The organism is Pseudomonas khavaziana (genome assembly GCF_019145205.1).
Classification (GTDB): domain Bacteria; phylum Pseudomonadota; class Gammaproteobacteria; order Pseudomonadales; family Pseudomonadaceae; genus Aquipseudomonas; species Aquipseudomonas khavaziana.
In genome coordinates, this window is the sequence record NZ_JAHSTT010000011.1 from 14541 (window position 1) to 35437 (window position 20897).

General features: G+C 60.1%; 21 protein-coding genes. 3 read left to right on the plus strand and 18 right to left on the minus strand.

The genetic code is table 11. The annotated features are described in order from the left end of the window. Positions 1–6 precede the first annotated feature (6 nt). Entirely contained in the window at positions 7–1212 is a 1206-nt protein-coding gene (locus KVH01_RS22550) for an acetyl-CoA C-acetyltransferase (protein WP_217882971.1), read from the minus strand. A gap of 649 nt (positions 1213–1861) precedes the next feature. On the opposite strand from KVH01_RS22550, the gene KVH01_RS22555 reads away from it, so the two are divergent. After that, positions 1862–2662, plus strand: a complete 801-nt coding sequence (locus tag KVH01_RS22555) for a c-type cytochrome (RefSeq protein WP_217882972.1) — start codon at positions 1862–1864, stop codon at positions 2660–2662. A gap of 103 nt (positions 2663–2765) precedes the next feature. On the opposite strand, the gene KVH01_RS22560 is transcribed toward KVH01_RS22555, so the two are convergent. From KVH01_RS22560 to KVH01_RS22625, 14 genes are all read right to left on the minus strand, one after another. Next, positions 2766–3548: a transglutaminase family protein gene (locus tag KVH01_RS22560; RefSeq protein WP_217882973.1), complete on the minus strand. Its 783-nt coding sequence runs from the start codon at positions 3546–3548 to the stop codon at positions 2766–2768. Further along, complete coding sequence (locus tag KVH01_RS22565; protein WP_043047173.1) at positions 3545–4495, minus strand: alpha-E domain-containing protein; 951 nt, start codon at positions 4493–4495, stop codon at positions 3545–3547. Before KVH01_RS22565 ends, KVH01_RS22560 begins: the two co-directional genes overlap by 4 nt. 4 nt (positions 4496–4499) lie before the next feature. Next, on the minus strand, positions 4500–5909 hold the full coding sequence (locus KVH01_RS22570) for a circularly permuted type 2 ATP-grasp protein (protein WP_217882974.1): 1410 nt from the start codon (positions 5907–5909) through the stop codon (positions 4500–4502). Positions 5910–6355: 446 nt separating this feature from the next. Continuing rightward, the gene (locus KVH01_RS22575) at positions 6356–6697 is read right to left on the minus strand and encodes a ribonuclease E inhibitor RraB (RefSeq protein ID WP_003193463.1); all 342 of its coding nucleotides are present in this window, start codon (positions 6695–6697) and stop codon (positions 6356–6358) included. 215 nt (positions 6698–6912) lie between these two features. Then, positions 6913–7173 carry a hypothetical protein gene (locus KVH01_RS22580; RefSeq protein WP_034126755.1) on the minus strand — a complete coding sequence of 87 codons (261 nt, stop codon included), beginning with the start codon at positions 7171–7173 and terminating at the stop codon, positions 6913–6915. Between the two features lie 79 nt (positions 7174–7252). Continuing rightward, complete coding sequence (locus tag KVH01_RS22585) at positions 7253–7858, minus strand: START domain-containing protein (RefSeq protein WP_217882975.1); 606 nt, start codon at positions 7856–7858, stop codon at positions 7253–7255. Between the two features lie 41 nt (positions 7859–7899). Beyond that, positions 7900–8154 (minus strand): YkgJ family cysteine cluster protein, encoded by a 255-nt coding sequence (locus KVH01_RS22590; RefSeq protein ID WP_043047177.1) that lies wholly within the window; start codon positions 8152–8154, stop codon positions 7900–7902. Between the two features lie 162 nt (positions 8155–8316). Next, a complete protein-coding gene (locus tag KVH01_RS22595; RefSeq protein WP_217882976.1) occupies positions 8317–8805 on the minus strand; it encodes a translation initiation factor 2 in 489 nt (162 codons plus the stop codon). Positions 8806–8898: 93 nt separating this feature from the next. Next, a complete protein-coding gene (locus KVH01_RS22600; protein WP_217882977.1) occupies positions 8899–10338 on the minus strand; it encodes an aminotransferase-like domain-containing protein in 1440 nt (479 codons plus the stop codon). 252 nt (positions 10339–10590) lie between these two features. After that, positions 10591–11403: an OmpA family protein gene (locus tag KVH01_RS22605; RefSeq protein ID WP_217882978.1), complete on the minus strand. Its 813-nt coding sequence runs from the start codon at positions 11401–11403 to the stop codon at positions 10591–10593. Then, positions 11400–11762, minus strand: a complete 363-nt coding sequence (locus KVH01_RS22610) for a DUF4398 domain-containing protein (protein WP_217882979.1) — start codon at positions 11760–11762, stop codon at positions 11400–11402. The genes KVH01_RS22605 and KVH01_RS22610 overlap by 4 nt, the downstream gene beginning before the upstream one ends. Before the next feature lie 9 nt (positions 11763–11771). Further along, positions 11772–12587 carry a substrate-binding periplasmic protein gene (locus tag KVH01_RS22615; RefSeq protein WP_217882980.1) on the minus strand — a complete coding sequence of 272 codons (816 nt, stop codon included), beginning with the start codon at positions 12585–12587 and terminating at the stop codon, positions 11772–11774. A gap of 179 nt (positions 12588–12766) precedes the next feature. Then, positions 12767–13696: an electron transfer flavoprotein subunit alpha/FixB family protein gene (locus tag KVH01_RS22620; protein ID WP_057014755.1), complete on the minus strand. Its 930-nt coding sequence runs from the start codon at positions 13694–13696 to the stop codon at positions 12767–12769. 2 nt (positions 13697–13698) lie between these two features. Continuing rightward, on the minus strand, positions 13699–14448 hold the full coding sequence (locus tag KVH01_RS22625) for an electron transfer flavoprotein subunit beta/FixA family protein (protein ID WP_015885405.1): 750 nt from the start codon (positions 14446–14448) through the stop codon (positions 13699–13701). A 515-nt stretch (positions 14449–14963) separates the two neighbouring features. Here KVH01_RS22625 and KVH01_RS22630 point away from each other — a divergent pair. Further along, positions 14964–16628 (plus strand): electron transfer flavoprotein-ubiquinone oxidoreductase, encoded by a 1665-nt coding sequence (locus KVH01_RS22630; RefSeq protein WP_217882981.1) that lies wholly within the window; start codon positions 14964–14966, stop codon positions 16626–16628. A 174-nt stretch (positions 16629–16802) separates the two neighbouring features. Here the strand turns inward: KVH01_RS22630 and KVH01_RS22635 are convergent, their stop codons facing one another. After that, positions 16803–17696: an AraC family transcriptional regulator gene (locus KVH01_RS22635; RefSeq protein WP_217882982.1), complete on the minus strand. Its 894-nt coding sequence runs from the start codon at positions 17694–17696 to the stop codon at positions 16803–16805. A gap of 180 nt (positions 17697–17876) precedes the next feature. Between KVH01_RS22635 and KVH01_RS22640 the strand changes: the two genes are divergently transcribed. Continuing rightward, positions 17877–18929: an NAD(P)-dependent alcohol dehydrogenase gene (locus tag KVH01_RS22640; protein ID WP_217882983.1), complete on the plus strand. Its 1053-nt coding sequence runs from the start codon at positions 17877–17879 to the stop codon at positions 18927–18929. Here the strand turns inward: KVH01_RS22640 and KVH01_RS22645 are convergent, their stop codons facing one another. Further along, positions 18930–19733 carry an IclR family transcriptional regulator gene (locus tag KVH01_RS22645; RefSeq protein ID WP_217882984.1) on the minus strand — a complete coding sequence of 268 codons (804 nt, stop codon included), beginning with the start codon at positions 19731–19733 and terminating at the stop codon, positions 18930–18932. It abuts the gene before it with no gap. Between the two features lie 196 nt (positions 19734–19929). After that, positions 19930–20895 (minus strand): L-arabinose ABC transporter permease AraH, encoded by a 966-nt coding sequence (gene araH / locus KVH01_RS22650; protein ID WP_217882985.1) that lies wholly within the window; start codon positions 20893–20895, stop codon positions 19930–19932. Between the last annotated feature and the right edge of the window lie 2 nt (positions 20896–20897).

A 20897-nucleotide genomic window follows, 5' to 3' on the forward strand; every position in this document is an offset into this window, starting at 1 on the left:
TTAGGCTCAGAGGCGTTCGATAATGGTGGCGATACCCATGCCGCCGCCGACACAGAGCGTGGCCAGGCCGTAGCGTTGCTGACGCACCTCCAGCTCATCGAGCAAGGTGCCGAGGATCGCGCAACCGGTGGCGCCCAGCGGGTGGCCCATGGCGATGGAACCGCCGTTGACGTTGACCCGGGCGGCGTCGATACCCATGTCCTTGATAAACTTGAGCACCACCGAGGCGAACGCTTCGTTGACTTCGAACAGGTCGATGTCTTCAACCCGCAGGCCGGCCTTGGCCAGGGCCTTGCGAGTGGCCGGCGCCGGGCCGGTGAGCATAATGGTCGGGTCGGTGCTGGTCACGGCCGTGGCAACAATGCGCGCCCTCGGTTGCAGGCCCAGTTCGCGACCTTTGGCCTCGGAGCCGATCAACATCAATGCGGCGCCGTCGACGATGCCTGAGCTGTTGCCCGGGGTGTGCACATGCTGGATGCGCTCCACATGGCTGTAGACCCGCAGTGCGGTGGCGTCGAACCCCATCTGGCCCATCATTTCGAAGCTGGGCTTGAGCTTGCCCAAGCCCTCAAGGGTGGAGTCGCCCCGGATAAACTCGTCATGGTCCAGCAGCACGATACCGTTCTGGTCCTGCACTGCGATCAGCGACTTGTTGAAGGAACCGTCTGCCCGTGCCCGGGCGGCTTTCTGCTGGGACTGCAGGGCAAAGGCGTCCACATCCTGGCGGCTGAAGCCTTCCAGGGTGGCGATCAGGTCGGCGCCGATACCTTGGGGCGTGAAGTGGCTGTGCATATTGGTTTGCGGGTCGAGCACCCAGGCGCCGCCATCGCTGCCCATGGGTACCCGGGACATAGATTCGACGCCGCCGACGACGACCAGGTCTTCGAAGCCGGAACGCACCTTCATCGCGCCCAGGTTGACCGCCTCCAGGCCCGAGGCACAAAAGCGATTGACCTGGACGCCGGCGACGCTGATGTCCCAATCCGCTACCAGCGCGGCAGTCTTGGCGATATCGGCGCCTTGGTCGCCCACGGGAGTGACGCAGCCGAGCACGATGTCATCCACATGGCGCGTATCAAGATCGCTGCGTTGCGCCAGCGCAGTGAGCAAGCCCGCTACCAGGTTTACCGGCTTGACGCTGTGCAGGGCACCGTCGGCCTTGCCCTTGCCCCGGGGCGTGCGTATCGCATCAAAGATCAAAGCTTGGGTCATGACATCCTCGAGCCGCTGTGAGTGTATGCCCCTACCTTAGGCCCGATTGACACGGTTTCAATGACGAATGCGCTCAATGCTTTTGACCCCCTCGCTCGGACGAACGGTAGGTAGCTACGCAAAACGCCTGATTAATCGTTTTAGCTGTCTAGCCCTAGGGCTGGCGCCAAGATGGCACTAAGCCTCATGCCTTTTTTAGCGCAAATGCTGATTAGCTGATATGAAATGGATCTAAGCGAAGAAGGGCGGGCGCTCTAAGGTTGAACCTGTGACACGCTGCTGCCGGGTCTTGCTGGAGCAGCTGTAAGAAAAGTGCAACGCCAGCTCGTGATACTGAAATTAACCGGCACGCATTTGACGCTCAGGAATAACAACAAAATAGGCAGTCAGCCATGTTCAAACATTCGAAAGTACGTCAGGCAGGACTTATTCTGTTCGCCACCACACTGATTCTGATCCTGCCCAACCTGACCAAGGTGCTCGGGTGACGCCCCGACCCCAGACACGTGCACATACAGCACCAGGCCTGCAGCTTTTGGCAGCACCTGCCGGAACAGTGCGCTTAGCACTGCCGTAGCGGGGGCTGTCTTTTTACCTGTCAATTTCCGGTATCGTGAGCGCCACCGCCACCTAGCCTCGGGCCGCCGCCTTGAAATCGATCCTAGCCTTACTTGCCCTGCTGCTGAGCTTTCCTGTAGCCGCTGCGCAATTGACCATCGAATTGGACCACACCAGCCAGACCTGGCAAACCGCTGATCTGCTCAAACACCCGCAAGCGCAGACGGTGCAGATCGTCGATGACGTGTCCTACAAGCACAACATGACCTATCGCGCGGTGCCCCTGGCGGCACTCCTGCCCGGCCTTAAACCTCAGAGCCACCTGCAAGCGGTTGCCCTGGATGGTTTCGCCGCAGAACTGTCTGCCGCGCCGTTGTTGGAAAAAACCGGCGCCCGCGCCTGGTTGGCGGTGGAAGACCCGGCCCGTCCATGGCCCGCGCTTGCACAAGGCAAACCGAGCGCCGGGCCGTTCTACCTGGTGTGGACCCACCCCGAAGCCGGGCACATCAGCCCGGAGCAGTGGCCGTTCCAAGTCTCCAGGATCAAGCAATTGCAGACGGTTGCCGAACGTTTCCCTGCGCTGTTACCCGACCCGAGGCTGACGGCGGATGACCCGGTCAAGCAGGGCTTTGCGTTGTTCCAAAAGAACTGCCTGGCCTGCCACCGCCTCAACGGCGCGGGCGATGCCCAAGTGGGTCCGGACCTGAATATTCCCTACAGCCCCACCGAATATTTTGGCGGTGATTTCCTCAAGCGTTATATCCGTGACCCGCAAAGCCTTAGGCACTGGCCACAGGCAAAGATGCCGGCGTTTGCTGCCAGTGTATTGCCGGAACATGAGTTGGATTTGCTGTTGGATTATCTGCGGCATATGGCAGGCCGCAAGTTGTAGGAGCGAGCTTGCTCGCGAAAAACCTGTGAGCACCGTTGGGTATCAGGCTCCCCGAGTAATCGTTAACGTTTTTCGCGAGCAAGCTCGCTCCTACAGTTATCGGTCATTGCTGCGGTGCCACAAATACCTTGGCATGCATCTGCTCATGCCCACCCCCTCGGCGCATGCCGCGTACAGGGCAGGCGTCGAGGTAGTCCAGGCCCACGGCCAGCTTCAAGTGCCGCTCTGGCCGGGCCAGTTGATTGGTCACGTCAAAACTGTACCAGGCGTCATCCAGCCAGGCTTCGGCCCAGGCGTGACTGGCCAGATGGGCGCAGTCTTCGGTGTACAAATACCCCGACACATACCGCGCAGGAATCCCCAGGCTACGCGCGCAAGCCAGGAAGGCATGAGTATGGTCCTGGCACACGCCCGCAGCGCCTGCAAAGGCCTGGGCGGCACAGGTGTCGACTTCAGTAGCCCCCGGCGTGTAGATCATCGCTTGATTGAGGGCCTGCATCAGATCGATGAGCGCCGTGCGGTCGCGACGCTGGTGGCAATGCTGCTCGGCAAACCGGCGCAGGGCTTCATCGGGCTCGGTCAGGCGCGTGCAGCGCAGGAAAGGCCAGGCAGACTGGCTTTCGTGTTCGGCCTCGCGCAACTCGTCGATCTCCACCTGGCCACGGGCGCCGATGATAATGGCGTCGTGGGGTTCGTCCAGGGTCAGCACATGCAGGATATTGCCGAAGGGATCCACCTGCGCCCGCACCGGGCGTGGCAGGTCGAGCTGCCAGCTCAACACGTGCTGGCGTTCACTGTCATGGGGCGTGAGCCGCAGGTACTGGATGCTGGCGCGCACTTGGTCTTGGTAGTGGTAGGTGGTTTCGTGGCTGATAGAGAGTCTCATGCCGCCTCCAGGTAGGAACTGTAAATGGCGTCGCCCAATTGGCGGACCAAGGGGATAAAGTCGGTCAGCCAGGCATGCAGGCCTTCCTCGAGGATTTCGTCGATGGTGGTAAAGCGCAGGCTAGCGTCCATCTCGGCGGCCAGGCGCTGGGCCGGGCGGCCGTTGAGACCGGGCAGGCTGGCGAGGATCTGGGCAATCTCCTCACTGCACGCCCTTAGTGAACGCGGGACATCGGCGCGTAACAGCAGCAGCTCAGCCACTTGCCTGGAACCCGGCGCATCACGATAAATCTCGGTGTAGGCCTCGAATGACGACAACGCACGCAGCAACGCACTCCATTGGTAGTACGCGTGAGCCGTGCCATCGCTGACCGCCGCAGCCTGGTCGCCGGCCATTTCGTAGCGCGCGTCCAGCAGGCGCAGGGTGTTATCGGCGCGCTCTATGAAAATGCCCAGGCGGATAAAGCGGAAGGCATCGTTACGCATGATGGTGCCGTAGGTGGCGCCGCGGAACAGATGGGAGCGCTCCTTGACCCACTCACAAAACCGGCTCATGCCGTAGCGGCTCAACCCCTGTTGGGCGATATCGCGAATGTCCAGCCAGGTGGCGTTGATGTTTTCCCACATGTCAGCGGTGATTCGCCCACGTACTGCATGGGCGCTGGCCCGCGCAGCGCCCAGACAACTGTAGATACTGGCCGGGTTGGCAGCATCCAGTGCGAAAAAGTGCAGCAGGCGCTCGGCATGCAATTGGCCGTGGCGCTCGTGGTAATCCTCCAGGGTGCCGGTGATCAACAACGGCATGGCCAGTTCGTGCAGGCCGTCGCCGCGCCCATCCTGGGGCATCAACGACAGTGAATAGCTGACGTCGAGCATGCGTGCGAGGTTTTCGGCACGTTCCAGGTAGCGCGACATCCAGTACAAATCCGAGGCAGTTCTACTCAACATGGCATCAGTCCTCGACCACCCAGGTGTCTTTAGTGCCGCCGCCCTGGGACGAGTTGACCACCAGCGACCCTTCGCGCAGGGCCACGCGGGTCAGGCCGCCGGGCACCACGCGGGTTTCCTTGCCGGACAGCACGAACGGGCGCAGGTCGATATGCCGTGGGGCGATGCCGTTTTCGACGAAGGTCGGGCAGGTGGATAAACACAGGGTCGGCTGCGCGATATAGGCGTGGGGCTTAGCCTTGATGCGCGCGCGAAAAGCTTCGATTTCCGCCGCCGTGGACGCGGGGCCAACCAACATGCCATAGCCGCCGGAGCCCTGGGTTTCCTTGACCACCAACTCGGGCAGGTGGGCCAGTACGTGGGACAATTCGTCGGGATTACGGCATTGAAAGGTCGGAACGTTCTGCAGGATCGGCTCTTCATCCAAGTAGAAGCGAATCATTTCAGGGACGAACGGGTAAACCGACTTGTCGTCCGCCACTCCCGTGCCGATGGCATTGGCCAGCACCACATTAGCGCAACGATAGGCCGCAAGCAGGCCGGGCACGCCGAGCATGGAGTCCGGGTTGAAGGCCAACGGGTCGAGGAAGGCATCATCGAGGCGGCGGTAAATCACATCCACGGCTTTTGGGCCATCGGTGGTGCGCATGAATACACGGTCGTCGCGTACGAACAGGTCCGCCCCTTCCACCAGTTCCACGCCCATTTCCCGGGCAAGAAACGCATGCTCGAAGAACGCGCTGTTGAAGCGCCCCGGGGTCAGCACCACCACGCTGGGGTTATCCAGGGGGCTGGCGCTTTTGAGGGTATCGAGCAACAGGTTGGGGTAGTGGTCGATGGGCGCGATGCGCTGGGCCGCAAACAGTTCCGGGAACAGGCGCATCATCATCTTGCGATCTTCGAGCATGTAGCTGACGCCACTGGGCGTGCGCAGGTTGTCTTCCAGTACGTAGTAGGTGCCGTCACCATCGCGCACGAGGTCGACCCCGGAAATATGGGAATACAAATCACGGTGCAAGTCCAGGCCCTGCATTGCCAACTGATACTGCTCATTGGCCAGTACCTGCTCGGCGGGAATAATGCCGGCCTTGATAATGCGTTGGTCGTGGTACAGGTCGGCGAGGAACATGTTCAGTGCCTTGACCCGTTGGATACAGCCGCGCTCGACAACCCGCCATTCACTGGCCGGAATACTGCGCGGAATGGTATCGAAGGGAATCAGGCGCTCAGTGCCCAGCTCATCCCCATAGAGGGTGAAGGTGATCCCGGCCCGGTGGAACAGCAAATCGGCTTCGCGCCGACGCTGGGCCAGCAATTCCGTGGGGGTGTCGGCCAGCCAGCGGGCGAACTCGCGGTAATGAGGACGCACCTGCCCTGCCCCATCGTACATTTCATCGTAATAAGTGCGGATCATGCCGTACTCCTTGTCACCCGGACGCGAGAACCTTCGCAAGGCCCGTGCCAGCGGCATAAACACTTAAAAATCAATGATTTGAATAACTCAGGCGGATTCTTCGCACCATCCCGGTGCGTAGAACGTCCCCAGTGCACGTCGCACGCGTCATTGCAACGCGGCACTTGCCTATCGATAGCATAGCCAGAGTTGATTTCACTGCCCGGCCAGCGCTGCGGATAATCACCTCCATCGGCTGAACAGGACATGTCCTACAGCGAAACCCTTTGTGCAAGCGGTACTGTGTTACTTCGTGTACTGATCTGCTCCCTCGAGCTTCCCTTTCCGCCACCCTATTGGGGTGGCTTTTTTTTGCGTGCAACGAAACCAGCGCTCCTGCCGAAGCCCCAAACAAAATCGGCCGACCCAAAGGTCAGCCGATACGCTGCGCTGCTCATAAACACCAACTACATGGGTAACCCACGCACCTCCTGCTTGACGCCCCATCCTTCGATGATCCCACCCAGGGGCTCGACCACCGCCTCGAAGTCTTGCTCGAAGTCTCCTATGCCGTCGTAGGTTGCAAACATGATTTTGCTCAGTTCCAGATACCAGGCGCCATCGTCGCGCGCGCTGACCTGGGCATTCAGGGATTCGCCACGAAATCGACCCGCAGCCCTGCGCGCCCGTTCCTCATCCGGAAAAATGGCGTAGAACTCAATGGGGTGAAAACGCGAGAAATCGAAACCGCCTTCTTTCATGCGGCGCAGGACGTTGGTACTGATGTCTTCTTGATAGGCTGTGCTCATGAAAAGTGCTCCTCAAATGATGGATAGACTTTCCGTGCTTCCCGAAGCTCGCGCCCTACTGGCGCGAGTACTACGGCAGGAACAACACCGCTGGAAAACAAGCATGTAGCTGACAAGACCAGACCTTAGCGATTCATTCGCTGATCTCGATTGCAGAGTAGCGCGAAGCTACCACCTCCACCAGAGGTGCTTGAAGAAGGGTTTAGAGAAAATGTTCAGGCCGCGGGTTCGACTTTGAGGTCCTTGATACCATTTTGATCATGCAGGCTCTTGACCGTGGGATCGGGAACACGATCGGCAAGATCGTTAAGGTCCAGCTTTTCCAACACCGGTGACACACGCACCCGCACCATCTGTGCGGCTTCTTCCAGCGTCGGCTCATGCTCGCAGTCGAATTGCTCGACTACCGGCTCGCCACGGTCATTGATGAAAGAAACATTCCACTTCGGCATCGGTGCCTCCTCGATAAAACCCATGTGTGGGCTTACATCTATCTGGACCTTGAGGCTTTGCCAAACGTTCCACCCAAGGCAGGAGGCACCGGATCAGTTGGGCTTATTTTTCAGCGCGCTCCTTGAGGGCCTTCAGGGTATTGAACGGCGCTTCCACCACAAATTTGTTGGCCAACCACGACGGCACGCTGCCGCCCGGCTCGGTGTGCACTTGGTAAGTCACTTCGGTCTCATTGGCGCCTTTGGGCACCAGTTTCCAGAAGCCTTCGACCTGGGCGACCCGCACATAGCCTTTTTCTTCCGGCTTGTAGGTAGGCACGCCCTGCAAGGTGCGGGTTACGCTACCATCGGCGTTTTTAGCGGTTGTGACATGAGTATACGAGTCACGATCACTCACCGGAAAGGGTGCCTTGAATTGCGTGTAGGTCCAGGCCTCATCGCCTTTCTTGTCGACCAGTTTCTGGGATTTGCACTCGTGAATCCACGCGCAGGCACCCGCCACGTCTTCCTGCAATGCAACGATCTTGGCCACAGGCGCCTTGATCACGGTCACGCCGCGATACGCTTTGTACTTGGAGCCGGCAACTTCGCTCAGGGACACCTTGATACCGTCTTCGTCCTTGGCCACTTGCCAATCCTCAGCCTGGGCAGTAGCAGCAAACAGCAGCGTAAAACCGAACAACACGGCCAGTCGTTTCAGCGAACCCATTGTTGTATTCCTTATTGTTGAAGTTCCAATAGTAAAGCCCATCAAGCCGCCGTCATCTGCTCCCACCAGCCGATCAAGCGAATTGCATCGGCCTGGTCATTGCCACAGACCTCGATATCAGCCTTAAAATCACTGCACACCGCCGGCCGTTCAGGCAGGCCGAACAGCTGGCACAGTTGTCCGACCGACAGGTGCAGGCAGCGAACACCTGCTGGCTTGCCCTGGGGCATTCCGGGCAGCGGCGAACTGATGGAGGGGGCGATGCAGCATGCGCCACAGCCTTCACGGCATTTCATGACCAGCAGGTCCTCGACGACTCAATAGGGATGGCCGGGCTAGAGTACGCCCTTAAACAGCCGTTTTAAAATGGTCCAACAGGGGTTTTTCGCACAAAACAAAAGTGACCGACCAGTCTGCGACAGATGGTCGGCAACCTGGGTCACGCATAGCGGCATAGTTTACTGCTTGAATTCAAAATCCAGCGCGGCGCCTTCAACATCACGGCGCTCATCGTTGCGCAGTTGCAGCTTCATCTCATTGCTGAGCAAGCGGCCGTTGATCTGGAACGCACTGTTGTCGGTGGGCTTTTCGCCAAACATCGGCGGCAGCAAGGGCACGCTCTTGGGCTTGGGCATGGTGCCGATCGGCTGCAACAGCCTGACCATGTCCGAAGGCAGCGAAAGGTCCAACTGTGCCGGTGGCAATTTAGTCTTGGCGACTTCACGGGCCGACTTGGACTTGCTCGCAACAGGCGCGCGCTTTTTGGTCGTTGCGGTTTTTTTCTGCGTGGCGGGGGCTTTTTTCGCGGGAGCTGGTTTCTTCGCTGAGGTCTTCTGTTCAGAACTGACTGCCGGCTTGCCATCCGCCACCGGCTCCGCCAGCACAGTGCTGACATTGCACAGGCTCAACAGGCCAATCACCAGGGTAACGCGAAAAATAGAAGTCATATCGCCAGCAGCGTTAACGGCAGAAGGCCATATGCTCGCTTGTTGTGGGCGACATGACAAGGGCGCAGATCAGTGTTGTCCCCTTTGCACGCCTCAAAAAACCGCCCCGGTCTCCTGGCACAACTGGCTGGCCAGCATGCCCAAGGTCATCAACGCCCGCTCTGCCTCGCGGTTCCAGGGGGTACCGCAGTTGAGGCGAATACAGTGGTTGAACTGTTCCGTATTACTGAAGATCAGCCCTGGCGCAATACTGATGCCCTGTTGCAAGGCACGCACGTGCAGTTCCTGGGTATTGACCCGACCCGGCAAACTGACCCACAGGATAAAGCCGCCGGTTGGACGGGTCATCTGGGTGCCCTCGGGGAAATATTGCTGCACCGCCAGTTGGAAGGCGCTGAGGTTCTTGCGGTATTCCTGGCGGATATAGCGCAGGTGGCGGTCGTAGCCACCGTTTTCCAGGTAGGCCGCGACCCCCATCTGGGTGACACTGCATGCTGAGTGGGTACTGAACATCTGCAGGCGCTGGATCTCCTGCTGGTACTTGCCGGCGATCATCCAGCCGATACGCACCCCCGGGGACAAGGTCTTGGAAAAACTCGAGCAGTAGATGACCCGGTCAAGGCGGTCGTAGGCTTTCAGAGCCTTGGTGCGACCCAGTTCGAACATCAGCTCGCCGTAGATATCGTCCTCGACGATCTGGATATCGAAATCCGACGCCAGGCGCAGCAGTTGTTTCTGGCGCTCCTCGGGCATGGTGCCACCCAGGGGGTTGCTCAGGCGCGTGGTGAGCACCAGCGCCTTGATCGACCACTGGTTGGCGGCCAGCTGCAGGGCTTCCAGGCTCATGCCCGTGGCTGGGTCGCTGGGGATCTCGATGACTTTCAGGCCGAGCAAATCGGCGAGTTGCAATAAGCCGTAGTAAGTCGGTGATTCGGCGGCGATCAGGTCGCCAGGCCGCGTGAGTACACGCAAGGACATCTGCAACGCATCGACGCAGCCGTGGGTGATCACTACCTCGGAAGGGTCTACCACCACACCGGCATCGCGCATGCGGATCGCCACCTGGCGACGCAGCGGTTCAAAGCCGGGGCTGAACATATAGCTGAAGGCACGTGGGCTCTGGAACCGTGTGACCTTGGCCAACTGCTGATGCAGCGCCCGTACCGGTAGGTAATCGACACTCGGCACCGCAGCGCCCAAGGGGAACACCCCTTCACGGCGCGATTCGACCAATACCTGCTGGATGATGCTGCTGCGGGTGACCAAGCCTGGACGCTCGACCCGTGCGATGTCTGGCGTCGGCGCCGTGAGTGCGGGCGTCTGGTGCACGTAATAGCCCGACTGCGGCCGCGCCCGGATCAGCCCCTGGTCTTCCAGGTTGGCATAGGCCTGCAGAACCGTGGCATGGCTCACATTGAGCTGGGAACTCATTTTGCGCACCGATGGCACGCGCTCCCCCGGTTGGTAGACACCGCGTCGGATGTCCTCAGCCAGTTGCTGGGCAATACGCTGGTAAAGCAACAGATTGGTCATGACGCAGCACTCGATTTCACGGGTATTTTATTTTTGTGTGAAACATACCAGCACAGTTTAGAAGTGTACGGGGACAGTTGTCACGATAGTCGAGCGCGGGAGGGAGTGACAGCAAAAACTGTAAAGGGAGTACGCCTGACAAAATATGGGAGGGGGCTTGCTCCCGATGACGGTGTATCAGTCAAAGATGTTGCAACTGAACTACCGCTATCGGGAGCAAGCCCCCTCCCACATTAAATCGCAGCCTGGCGCTCAGCGAGCGGCGCCCAGTTGGCCTTTCTCGTCGGAGAATACGATTTCCACCCGGCGATTCTGTGCGCGGCCTCGTTCGGAGGCGTTGGCTTCTACCGGATACTGATCGCCATAACCCTGGACCTCGATACGCTTGTCATCGATACCCAGGTCCATCAACAGGTCCGCCACCGATTGGGCACGGTCGCGGGACAGCTTGAGGTTTTCCTGCTCGCCCCCGGTGTTGTCGGTGTAACCCTCGACGCGCACCCGACGCTTGGGGTTGAGTTGCAGGAACTGCACGATCTTCAACACCGTGCGATTGGCCGAGTTGGCCAGTTCCGCTTCGCCGGTGTCGAACAGCACATCTCCCAGCGTCATCACCAGGCCACGGTCGGTCTGGGTGGTGAGGCTGGCAATTTGTGCTTCAACCCACTTGCCCTGTTGCTGCACGCTGGCCAGTTTGTTTTCGCGCAGGGCCAGTTGCAGGCGCTGGCGTTCCAATTCGAGTTGGGTGCCGCGTTCTGCGTTGAGGCCTTGCTCGGTGTGTTCACGGGCGATGGCGCTGTAGCGCTGGCTCAGATAGGCGTAATGCACCACATCGGCGCCGCTGCCCCAGTAGCTGGACAAGCGATCGGCACGGGCCAGGGATTCGCCGGCGCGGATCACATCCTTGGGGGCGAAGCGCAGCACGTTGGCGTCCTCCTTGACCTTCTGGAAGTCATCGCCGGCCTGTTGCAACGCCTGCTCGCTGCTGGGTTGGCTGGCGCAACCGCCCAATGCCGCACTGCCCAGCAGCAACACGCAGCCCAAACCACGGATCATCGGGCTCATTGCGCGTCTCCCAACTGCAGCTGCTTACGCAAGCGGGTGATGCGGGTATTGAGCACGTTCAATTGTTCCTGGCTCTTGGCGGTGAGCACTTTAGCCTCGGCGAGACGCGCATCCAGCTCAGCCTGTTCGGACCGCATACGCGCGCGCTTGTAGGATTGGTCGGCCATGTTGGCCTTGGCCCTGGCGAATTTTTCTTCGGCCAGTTTCAGCTCGGGCGATTCGTCGGCGTTGACCCCGACCGCGGTGGCTTGCTCCAAGGCTTGCTGGGTCAGGCGCATTTGTTCATTCGGCGCAGGATCGGTTGCACATCCCGCCAGAGCGACGACGGAGAGGGCCGCGAAAAGAGGTCGAAAAATCACTGTAAATCCCTACTGTGTTGGGGTGCCGACAGGCTGTTGCAGTTGCGCCTTCCAGCGCTCCAGATTGCGCTGCAGCGCGGCTTGCGCGACACCGGACGCGGGCAATTCTGTCATCTTTTTCGCCAACTGTCCGCGCAGCCATGGATCATTGCACGCCGAGTTGTGGGAAATCGCCAGGTACAAGCCGGGCTGATCGACAGGCATCTCATGGGCGACCAGATCGTTATTCATGCCCAAGGTCTGGGCCATGGCCATGCCGGAATAGCGCCCGGCCAGCACGTAATCCACCTCACCCAGCAACAATTTCTGGAATGCCGGCGTCAGATTGGGCAGGCGTTGCAGGCTGAGCTGCTGGCCGGCGAAGGCTTCGAATTCAGCGCTCAAGCGGGCGCGTTCCGATACCGCGCCTTTGTGGCCGTGCAGGTCCGCCACTGTGGTGTAGGCCAGGGGGGAATCCTTGCGTGTCCAGACCAGGTAATCGGTCTGCATCAACGCCGGATGGATGTAGTCGAAGTTGTCCAGTTCACCGAGGTTCAACGGCGCGTCGGCGAGGATGTCCATGCGCCCGCTGCGCGCTTCATCCAGGGCCAGGGAGCGTTTGCCGCCGTAGAGCAGGTCGATTTTCAGCCCGAGCTCTTTGCCCACTTGTTGCAGCACCTCGGCGGTAGCGCCGATCAGATGCGTCGGGTCCTGGGGATCACGCCACAACAAAGGTGGTGCATCCGGGCTGCCGGTGATCACCAGGCGCTCGCACTTGCCGGCGGCCAGTGACAGGCTCGGCAGCAGCACAAGGCCCAGCAGTACAGTCCAGGGGCGCAGCTCCATGGCATGTTCCTTCGTAAAGTTCTTGGTAGGAGCGAGCTTGCTCGCGAAAAACGTCAACGATAACGCGTGCTTTCTGAATAAATGCATCGCCTGGGAGTTTTTCGCGAGCAAGCTCGCTCCTACAGGGAATAAAAAAGCCCGGTCACAAGACCGGGCTCTTTATAAGTGAAGCGGCTGGATTAGACCAGCTTCTCCAACTCAGGTACGGCTTCGAACAAGTCCGCCACCAGGCCGTAATCGGCAACCTGGAAGATCGGCGCTTCTTCGTCCTTGTTGATCGCAACGATCACCTTGGAGTCCTTCATACCGGCCAAGTGCTGGATCGCGCCGGAGATACCGACGGCGATGTACAGCTGTGGCGCAACGATCTTGCCGGTCTGGCCGACCTGCATGTCGTTGGGTACGAAGCCTGCGTCGACGGCTGCGCGGGAAGCGCCGACCGCAGCGCCCAGCTTATCGGCCAGGGCGTACAGGTGCTTGAAGTTGTCACCGTTCTGCATGCCGCGGCCGCCGGAAACGACGATCTTGGCAGCCGTCAGCTCAGGGCGATCCGACTTGGCCAACTCTTCGCCAACAAAGCTGGACGTGCCAGCGTCGTGGGCAGCGGAGACGGCTTCAACGGCGGCCGAACCACCTTCGGCGGCAACCGGATCGAAACCGGTGGCGCGCACGGTGATGACTTTGACCGCAGCGTTGGACTGTACGGTGGCGATGGCGTTACCAGCGTAGATCGGGCGCTTGAAAGTATCGGCGCTTTCTACCGAGATGATCTCGGAGATCTGGTCAACGTCCAGCTGCGCGGCAACCCGTGGCAGGATGTTTTTGCCGTTGGAGGTGGCGGCAGCCAGGATGTGGCTGTAGCCAGCGCCCAGCTCTGCAACCAGCGGCGCAACGTTTTCTGGCAACTGATGCGCGTAGGCGGCATTGTCAGCGTTCAGGACTTTGCTCACGCCCGCGATTTTCGCAGCGGCTTCAGCCACGGCGCCAGCGCCCTGGCCAGCAACCAATACGTGGATATCACCACCGATTTTCGCAGCGGCAGCCACGGTGTTGAGGGTGGCCGGGGCCAGCACCTTGTTATCGTGTTCGGCGATTACGAGGATAGTCATGATCAGATCACCTTCGCTTCGTTTTTCAGTTTCTCGACCAGTTCAGCCACCGACTTGACCTTGATGCCCGCGCTGCGTGCTGCCGGCGCTTCAACCTTGACGGTCTTGTTGGTGGAGGCGGTGGAAACGCCCAAAGCATCAGGAGTCAGCACTTCAAGAGGCTTCTTCTTGGCTTTCATGATGTTTGGCAGGGACGCATAGCGCGGCTCGTTCAAACGCAGGTCGGTGGTGACGATGGCCGGCAGTTTCAGGGAAACCGTCTGCGCGCCGCCGTCGATTTCACGGGTCACCGCGACGCTGTCGCCGTTCACTTCGACTTTCGAAGCGAAGGTGCCCTGGCCGTAACCGGTCAGTGCGGCCAGCATCTGGCCCGTCTGGTTGTTGTCGCTGTCGATGGCTTGTTTGCCGAGGATCACCAACTGAGGCTGTTCCTTGTCGACAACGGCCTTGAGCAGCTTGGCAACCGCCAGGGAGGTCAGTTCTTCGGCGGATTCGACCAGGATTGCGCGGTCGGCGCCCAGGGCCAAAGCGGTACGCAGCTGCTCTTGGGCAGTGGTCGGACCGATGGACACCACGACGATTTCAGTCGCAACACCTTTCTCTTTCAGGCGTACGGCTTCTTCCACAGCGATTTCGCAGAAAGGGTTCATCGACATCTTGACGTTAGCAAGGTCGACGCCGGAATTGTCCGCCTTGACGCGAACTTTCACGTTGTAATCGACAACGCGTTTGACAGCTACAAGAACCTTCATGGATTCCTCGTTACTCTCCGGTGAAAAGAAAGTCGCCTAGGCGAACCTGGCGGTTGATGCTCATCGGCACACAAGGGCACCTCCAAAGACTTCGGCAGTGGCCTTGCACACGGGAAGTGACGACCGTTCGTCAGTGGTGACTGAGAGGTCATTCTTTATCGCGGCGTGTAAACTGCGCCCCATTGTTCGGGGGCGCGTCACATTTTTACCTTGGGCCGGCCTTTGGACGTGCTCTTGAAACCTGCAGTCTGCCTACGGGAAGCGCAAAACCGACCGTATCTTGACCGGAACGCCTATTCTGGTCAATACGGCAAAATGGTCAGTCATAAGCCCCGTTGCTTTGATTTACCTAGGCTGCGGGCAATTCAAACAAACGTTTGTATTGGACGCTGCCAGTGGTCTATATATAATGCGCCACCTAGAGAGACAGGTGGGTGCTGCCGTTGAGCAGAACCCCGCCGAACCTCCACCCATTAGAAAAAAAAGCCTGTTGAGCCTTGAGTAGGAGATAGCCTGTGGAACGCGAATACATGGAATTCGACGTGGTCATCGTCGGCGCTGGCCCGGCTGGCCTGTCTGCCGCCTGCCGCCTGAAGCAGAAGGCCGCCGAAGCCGGTAAGGAAATCAGCGTCTGCGTGGTCGAGAAAGGCTCCGAAGTCGGCGCCCACATCCTCTCCGGTGCCGTGTTCGAACCCCGGGCCCTGAACGAACTGTTCCCGGACTGGAAAGAGCTCGGCGCCCCGCTCAACACCCCGGTGGTGCGTGACGACATCTATGTACTGCGCAGCAGCGATACCTCCACCAAGGTTCCCGACTTCTTTGTGCCCAAGACCATGCACAACGAAGGCAACTACATCATTTCCCTGGGCAACCTGTGCCGCTGGCTGGCCCAGCAGGCCGAGAACCTGGGCGTGGAAGTCTACCCAGGCTTCGCCGCTCAGGAGGCGCTGTTCGACGAGAACGGCGTGGTGCGCGGGATCATCACCGGTGACCTCGGCGTCGACCGCGAAGGCAAGCCCAAAGAAGGCGTATACACCCCGGGCATGGAATTGCGTGGCAAGTACACGCTGTTTGCCGAAGGTTGCCGTGGCCATATCGGCAAGCAGTTGATCCAGCGCTTCAACCTGGACAGCGACGCCGACGCCCAGCACTACGGTATCGGCCTGAAGGAAATCTGGGAAATCGACCCGGCCAAGCACCAGCCAGGCCTGGTGGTGCACACCGCCGGTTGGCCGCTGGACATCATGAGCGCCGAGAACACCGGCGGTTCGTTCCTCTATCACCTGGAAAACAACCAGGTGGTGGTCGGCCTGATTGTCGACCTGTCCTACAGCAATACCTTCCTGTCGCCCTTCGACGAGTTCCAGCGCCTCAAGCACCACCCGGTACTGGCCCAGTACCTGGAAGGCGGCAAGCGCGTCAGCTACGGCGCCCGCGCCATCTGCAAAGGTGGCCTGAACTCGCTGCCCAAGATGGTCTTCAAGGGCGGCGCGCTGATCGGCTGCGACCTCGGCACCCTGAACTTCGCCAAGATCAAGGGCAGCCACACTGCGATGAAGTCCGGCATGCTCGCCGCCGATGCGGTTGCTGATCGCCTGTTCGCCGAATCCGAGGGCGGTGACGAGCTGACTGCGTATGTCGATGGCTTCAAAGCCAGCTGGCTGTATGAGGAATTGTTCGCCACCCGTAACTTCGGCCCGGCGATGCACAAGTTCGGCCCGATCATCGGCGCCGGCTTCAACTGGTTCGACCAGAACATCCTCGGCGGCAAGATGCCGTTCACCCTGCACGACACCAAGCCGGACTACGCCTGCCTCAAGCTGGCCAAAGACTGCAAGAAAATCGACTACCCCAAACCCGACGGCAAGCTGAGCTTCGACAAACTGAGCTCAGTGTTCATCTCCGGTACCAACCACGAAGAAGAGCAGCCTTGCCACTTGAAGTTGAAAGACCCGAGCATCCCGATCGGCACCAACCTGCCGCTCTACGATGAACCGGCGCAGCGCTACTGCCCGGCCGGCGTGTATGAAGTGATCACCAAGGAAGACGGCGAGAAGCGCTTCCAGATCAACGCCCAGAACTGCGTGCACTGCAAGACCTGTGACATCAAGGACCCTTCGCAGAACATCATCTGGGTGACACCGGAAGGTGCGGGTGGGCCGACTTACCCGAATATGTAAGTCGTTCGCTTAACCAAAAAAGGCTCCCGAGATGGGGGCCTTTTTTGTGGGCGGCATCGATCAACATGTAGGAGCGAGCTTGCTCGCGAAAAACGTCAACGATAACGCGTACTGTCTGAATGAATGTGGCGTCTATTAGTTTTTCGCGAGCAAGCTCGCGCCTACAGTGGGGTGTCAGGCGGCCCGCTCTTCACCAGGGTTACGCAGGAAATAGCGCTTGTACTCGCGACTGAACTGCGACGTGCTCTGATACCCCACGCTATGCGCCGCCTGCGCCACACTCATCCCCTCTACCAGCAGCAACTGCTGGGCTTTCAACAACCGCAGGCGCTTGAGGTACTGCACCGGCGACAACAAGGTGCAACGCTTGAAATGCTCATGAAAGGTCGAGGCACTCATATGGGCATAACCGGCCAACGTCTCAATATTCAGCGGCTCGGCGTAATGGGCATGCAGGTGGTTCAATGACGTGGCGATTCGCGAAAACTGCCCCTGCTGTTCCACCAGCGCACGCAGCACATCCGCCTGTGGCCCACGCAACGCGGTGAACAACAATTCGCGCACCCGCGCCGGGCCCATGATCCGGCTTTCCAGCGGATCGTGCAGACACTGCAACAGTCGCTCGACACACCCGCGCATAGCGTCGTCCAGCACCACCGAACTCATCGACTCCAATGTCTGCGCCGTCGGCGGTGGTCCGCCCTGCATGCCCATGGCAATGACCAACTCCCCCAGCACCACCCGATCGATACCCACCGTCACGCCTAACAACGGCGCGCCAGGCGCCATGGCAAAGGTTTCGCATTCGAACGGCACCGGCATCGCCTGGACCAGATAATGCCCGGCACCATACTCCAGCGTTCTCGGGCCAAGGTAGGCGACCTTGCTGCCTTGGGCCACGAACATCAGGCTTGGCTCATAAATCTGCGGCCCCCGCGCCACGTCGCAACTGGCACGCAGCACCTGCACACCCGGCAGGTAAGTCGGGGAGAAACCGTCGCGGGGCGCAAGCCCCTCAATCAGGGACACCAGCGTGGCGTTGGCGTCGAGATGGCGGGTCAACAACATGGCAAAAAACTTCGTGAACAAGGGATGAGAACATCATCGCAGGTCTGACGGCGAATACATCCAAAGCAATGCCAGTCCCGGACGAATAGGCATGAGACTCGGAGCATTTGCCATGTTCGCGTCCAGGGCCGGCGCGCAGAATGCGCCGCCTCACCAGTCCAAGCTTTAGCGAGGTTTAGCATGTACACCGCCATCGGTTACGCCGCCCAGTCGGCCACCACTCCCCTCGCCCCCATGTCGTTTGAACGCCGCAGCCCGCGCGTAGATGACGTGGCCATCGAGATCCTCTACTGCGGCGTCTGCCATTCCGACATCCACCAGGCACGCAACGAGTGGGGCATCGCCGTTTACCCGCTGATGCCGGGCCATGAGATTGTTGGCAAGGTCACCGCTGTCGGCGCCAACGTGACCGCACATAAAGTCGGCGACCTGGTCGGCGTCGGCTGCATGGTCGATTCGTGTCGCCACTGCGAAGCCTGCCAGTCAGACCTCGAGCAATACTGCCTCGAAGGCCCGACCATGACCTACGCCACCCCGGACCGTGTGGACGGCAGCAACACCATGGGTGGTTACTCCGACAGCATCGTGGTCAGCGAACATTTCGTGGTGAAGATCCCGGCCAAGCTCGACCTGGCCAGCGCCGCGCCGATCCTGTGCGCAGGCATCACCACCTACTCGCCGCTCAAACACTACGGTGTGAAGGCTGGCGACAAAGTCGGGATTCTCGGCATGGGTGGCCTGGGCCACATGGGTATCAAGTTCGCCAAGGCCATGGGCGCCGAAGTGACGCTGTTCACCCGCTCCGCGAGCAAGGCCGAGGAAGGCCGTCGCCAAGGCGCCGATCATGTGATCGTGTCCACCGACGCCGAGCAGATGAAAGCCGCGGCCGCGCACTTCGACTTCCTGCTCGACACCATTCCGGTGCAACACGACCTGAACCCCTACCTCGATGTACTGCGCTTTGACGGTGTGCATATCCTGGTAGGCCTGATCGAACCGGTGGACCCGCCCGTCAATGCCGCCAAGCTGGTGCTGGGCCGTAAAGTGCTGGCCGGTTCGCTGATCGGCGGTATTGCCGAAACCCAGGAAGTCCTGGATTTCTGCGCCGAGCACAACATCACCTGCGACATCGAAATGCTCGACATCCGTCAGATCAACGAGGCTTACGCACGCATGATCGCGGGTGACGTGAAGTACCGCTTTGTCATCGACATGGCGAGCCTGAAAGCCTGATCAGGCTTTCGCGCCCAACTCCGCTGACAGCCGGGCTGCGACCTGCTTGATCACAGGGATCAGCTCGGCCATTTTCTCCAGCGGCATGTAGGGCACGGTACTGGCGATGCTGATGCCGGCGACTATCCGCCCGCTGGCATCACGCACCGGTGCGGCCACACAGCGGATCGACGGCTCGTTGTCTTCCAGATCGAAAGCATAACCGCCCGCCACATATTCACCCATGCGCTGCTCGAATTGCGCCCAGGATTGCTCCGGGTGCTGCGGCCATTGCAGGTTTTTGCCTGCCGCCGGCAAGCTGACTTCGTAGAGGCGCTGCCACTCCTGCGGCGAATCATCCAATAACAACGCCTTGCCGATGCCGGTACGCGCCAGCGGCATGCGATGGCCGACCCGTGAGCGCATTTCCGGTCCGTTGCGACCGGGGTTCTTGTGCAGGTAAAGCACGTCGTCGTATTCACGGATCGCCAGATGGATGGTGTCGCCCGTCAAGGCCGACAGCTCGTCCAGATACGGCACCGCCAGGTTCACCAATGGCAGCTCTTCGCGGGCCTGGAACCCCAACTCGATCAGCTTCGGACCCAGCAGGTACCCGACCTGCGGCACCACGCGCAGGTAACGCTCATCCACCAGGCAACTGGCCAGGCGGTGCGTGGTGCTGCGGGTGGTGCCGATGCGCCGGGCGATCTCTTTCAGATCCCGCGCACCGGCCGCCACCGCTTGCACCACGCCCAGGCCACGCAGCAGGGTCTGGGTGCCGGTGGGGGCGGCGTCTTTGACGGGGGTGTGGGCGTTTTCCTGCATATCCGGGCCTATAAATAAAAAAGCGGGGGCATTATGGCAAATACCGCCCTCCTGAACACAGGAGATCCAATGTGGGAGGGGCGGTGCGACGATTCGACTTGCTCCCGATAGCGGTGGGTCAGTTACAGATTTTCTATCTGATACACCGCTATCGGGAGCAAGCCCCCTCCCACATTGAGTCCTCACCTGGAATAACTCAGCGTTGTTTCATGCGGTCGATGATGACCGCCAGCAGCAGGATCGAGCCGCGGATCACATACTGGTAAAACGTGTCGATGTTCTTCAGGTTCATCGCGTTCTCGATGATCGCCAGGATCAGCACCCCAGCGATCACGTGGCGGATCATGCCGATGCCGCCGCTCAGCGATACCCCGCCCAGTACGCACGCCGAAATCACCGTCAGCTCGAAGCCCTGGCCGATCATCGGTTGGCCGGAGGTCATGCGCGAGGCGAGGATCACCCCGGCCAGCGCGCCGATCAAACCGTGCACGGCAAAGATGATGATCTTGGTGCGGTCGACATTCACCCCGGCCAGCAGCGCGGCTTCCTGGTTGCCGCCGATGGCCATGGTGTTACGCCCATAGCTGGTGTAGTTGAGCAGCCAGCCGAAGAATATAAAGCACAGCACGGTGATGATGATCGGCACCGGCACGCCCAGCAGTTGGCCGTTGCCAAACACGAAGAAGCGCTCATCCATCACCCCCACCGCCTTGCCGTTGGAGAAGATGTAGGCCAGGCCGCGTACGATCTGCATGGTCGCCAGCGTCGCAATCAGTGCATTGATGCGCAGCTTGGCAATCACGATGCCGTTGATCAGCCCCACCACCAGGCCCATGCCCAGGGCCGCCGACACGCCAAGCGCCACACTGTCGGTGTCACGGATCACAATCCCCGCCACTACGCCGGCGCAGGCGATCACCGAGCCCACCGACAAATCAAAATGCCCCGACGCCAAACAGAACAGCATGGTGCACGCGGCAATGCCCACGGTGGAAATCGCCAGGCCCAGGCCACGCATGTTCAGCGGCGACAGGAAGTTATCAATAAACACTGCGCTGAGCACAAAGATGCCCAACGCCGCCAACAGCATCACCCAGTCATCGAGAAATTTGCGCTGGTTGAACGCCGGCCAGAAGCCCTTTGCAGTTTTTGCCTGAGACATAC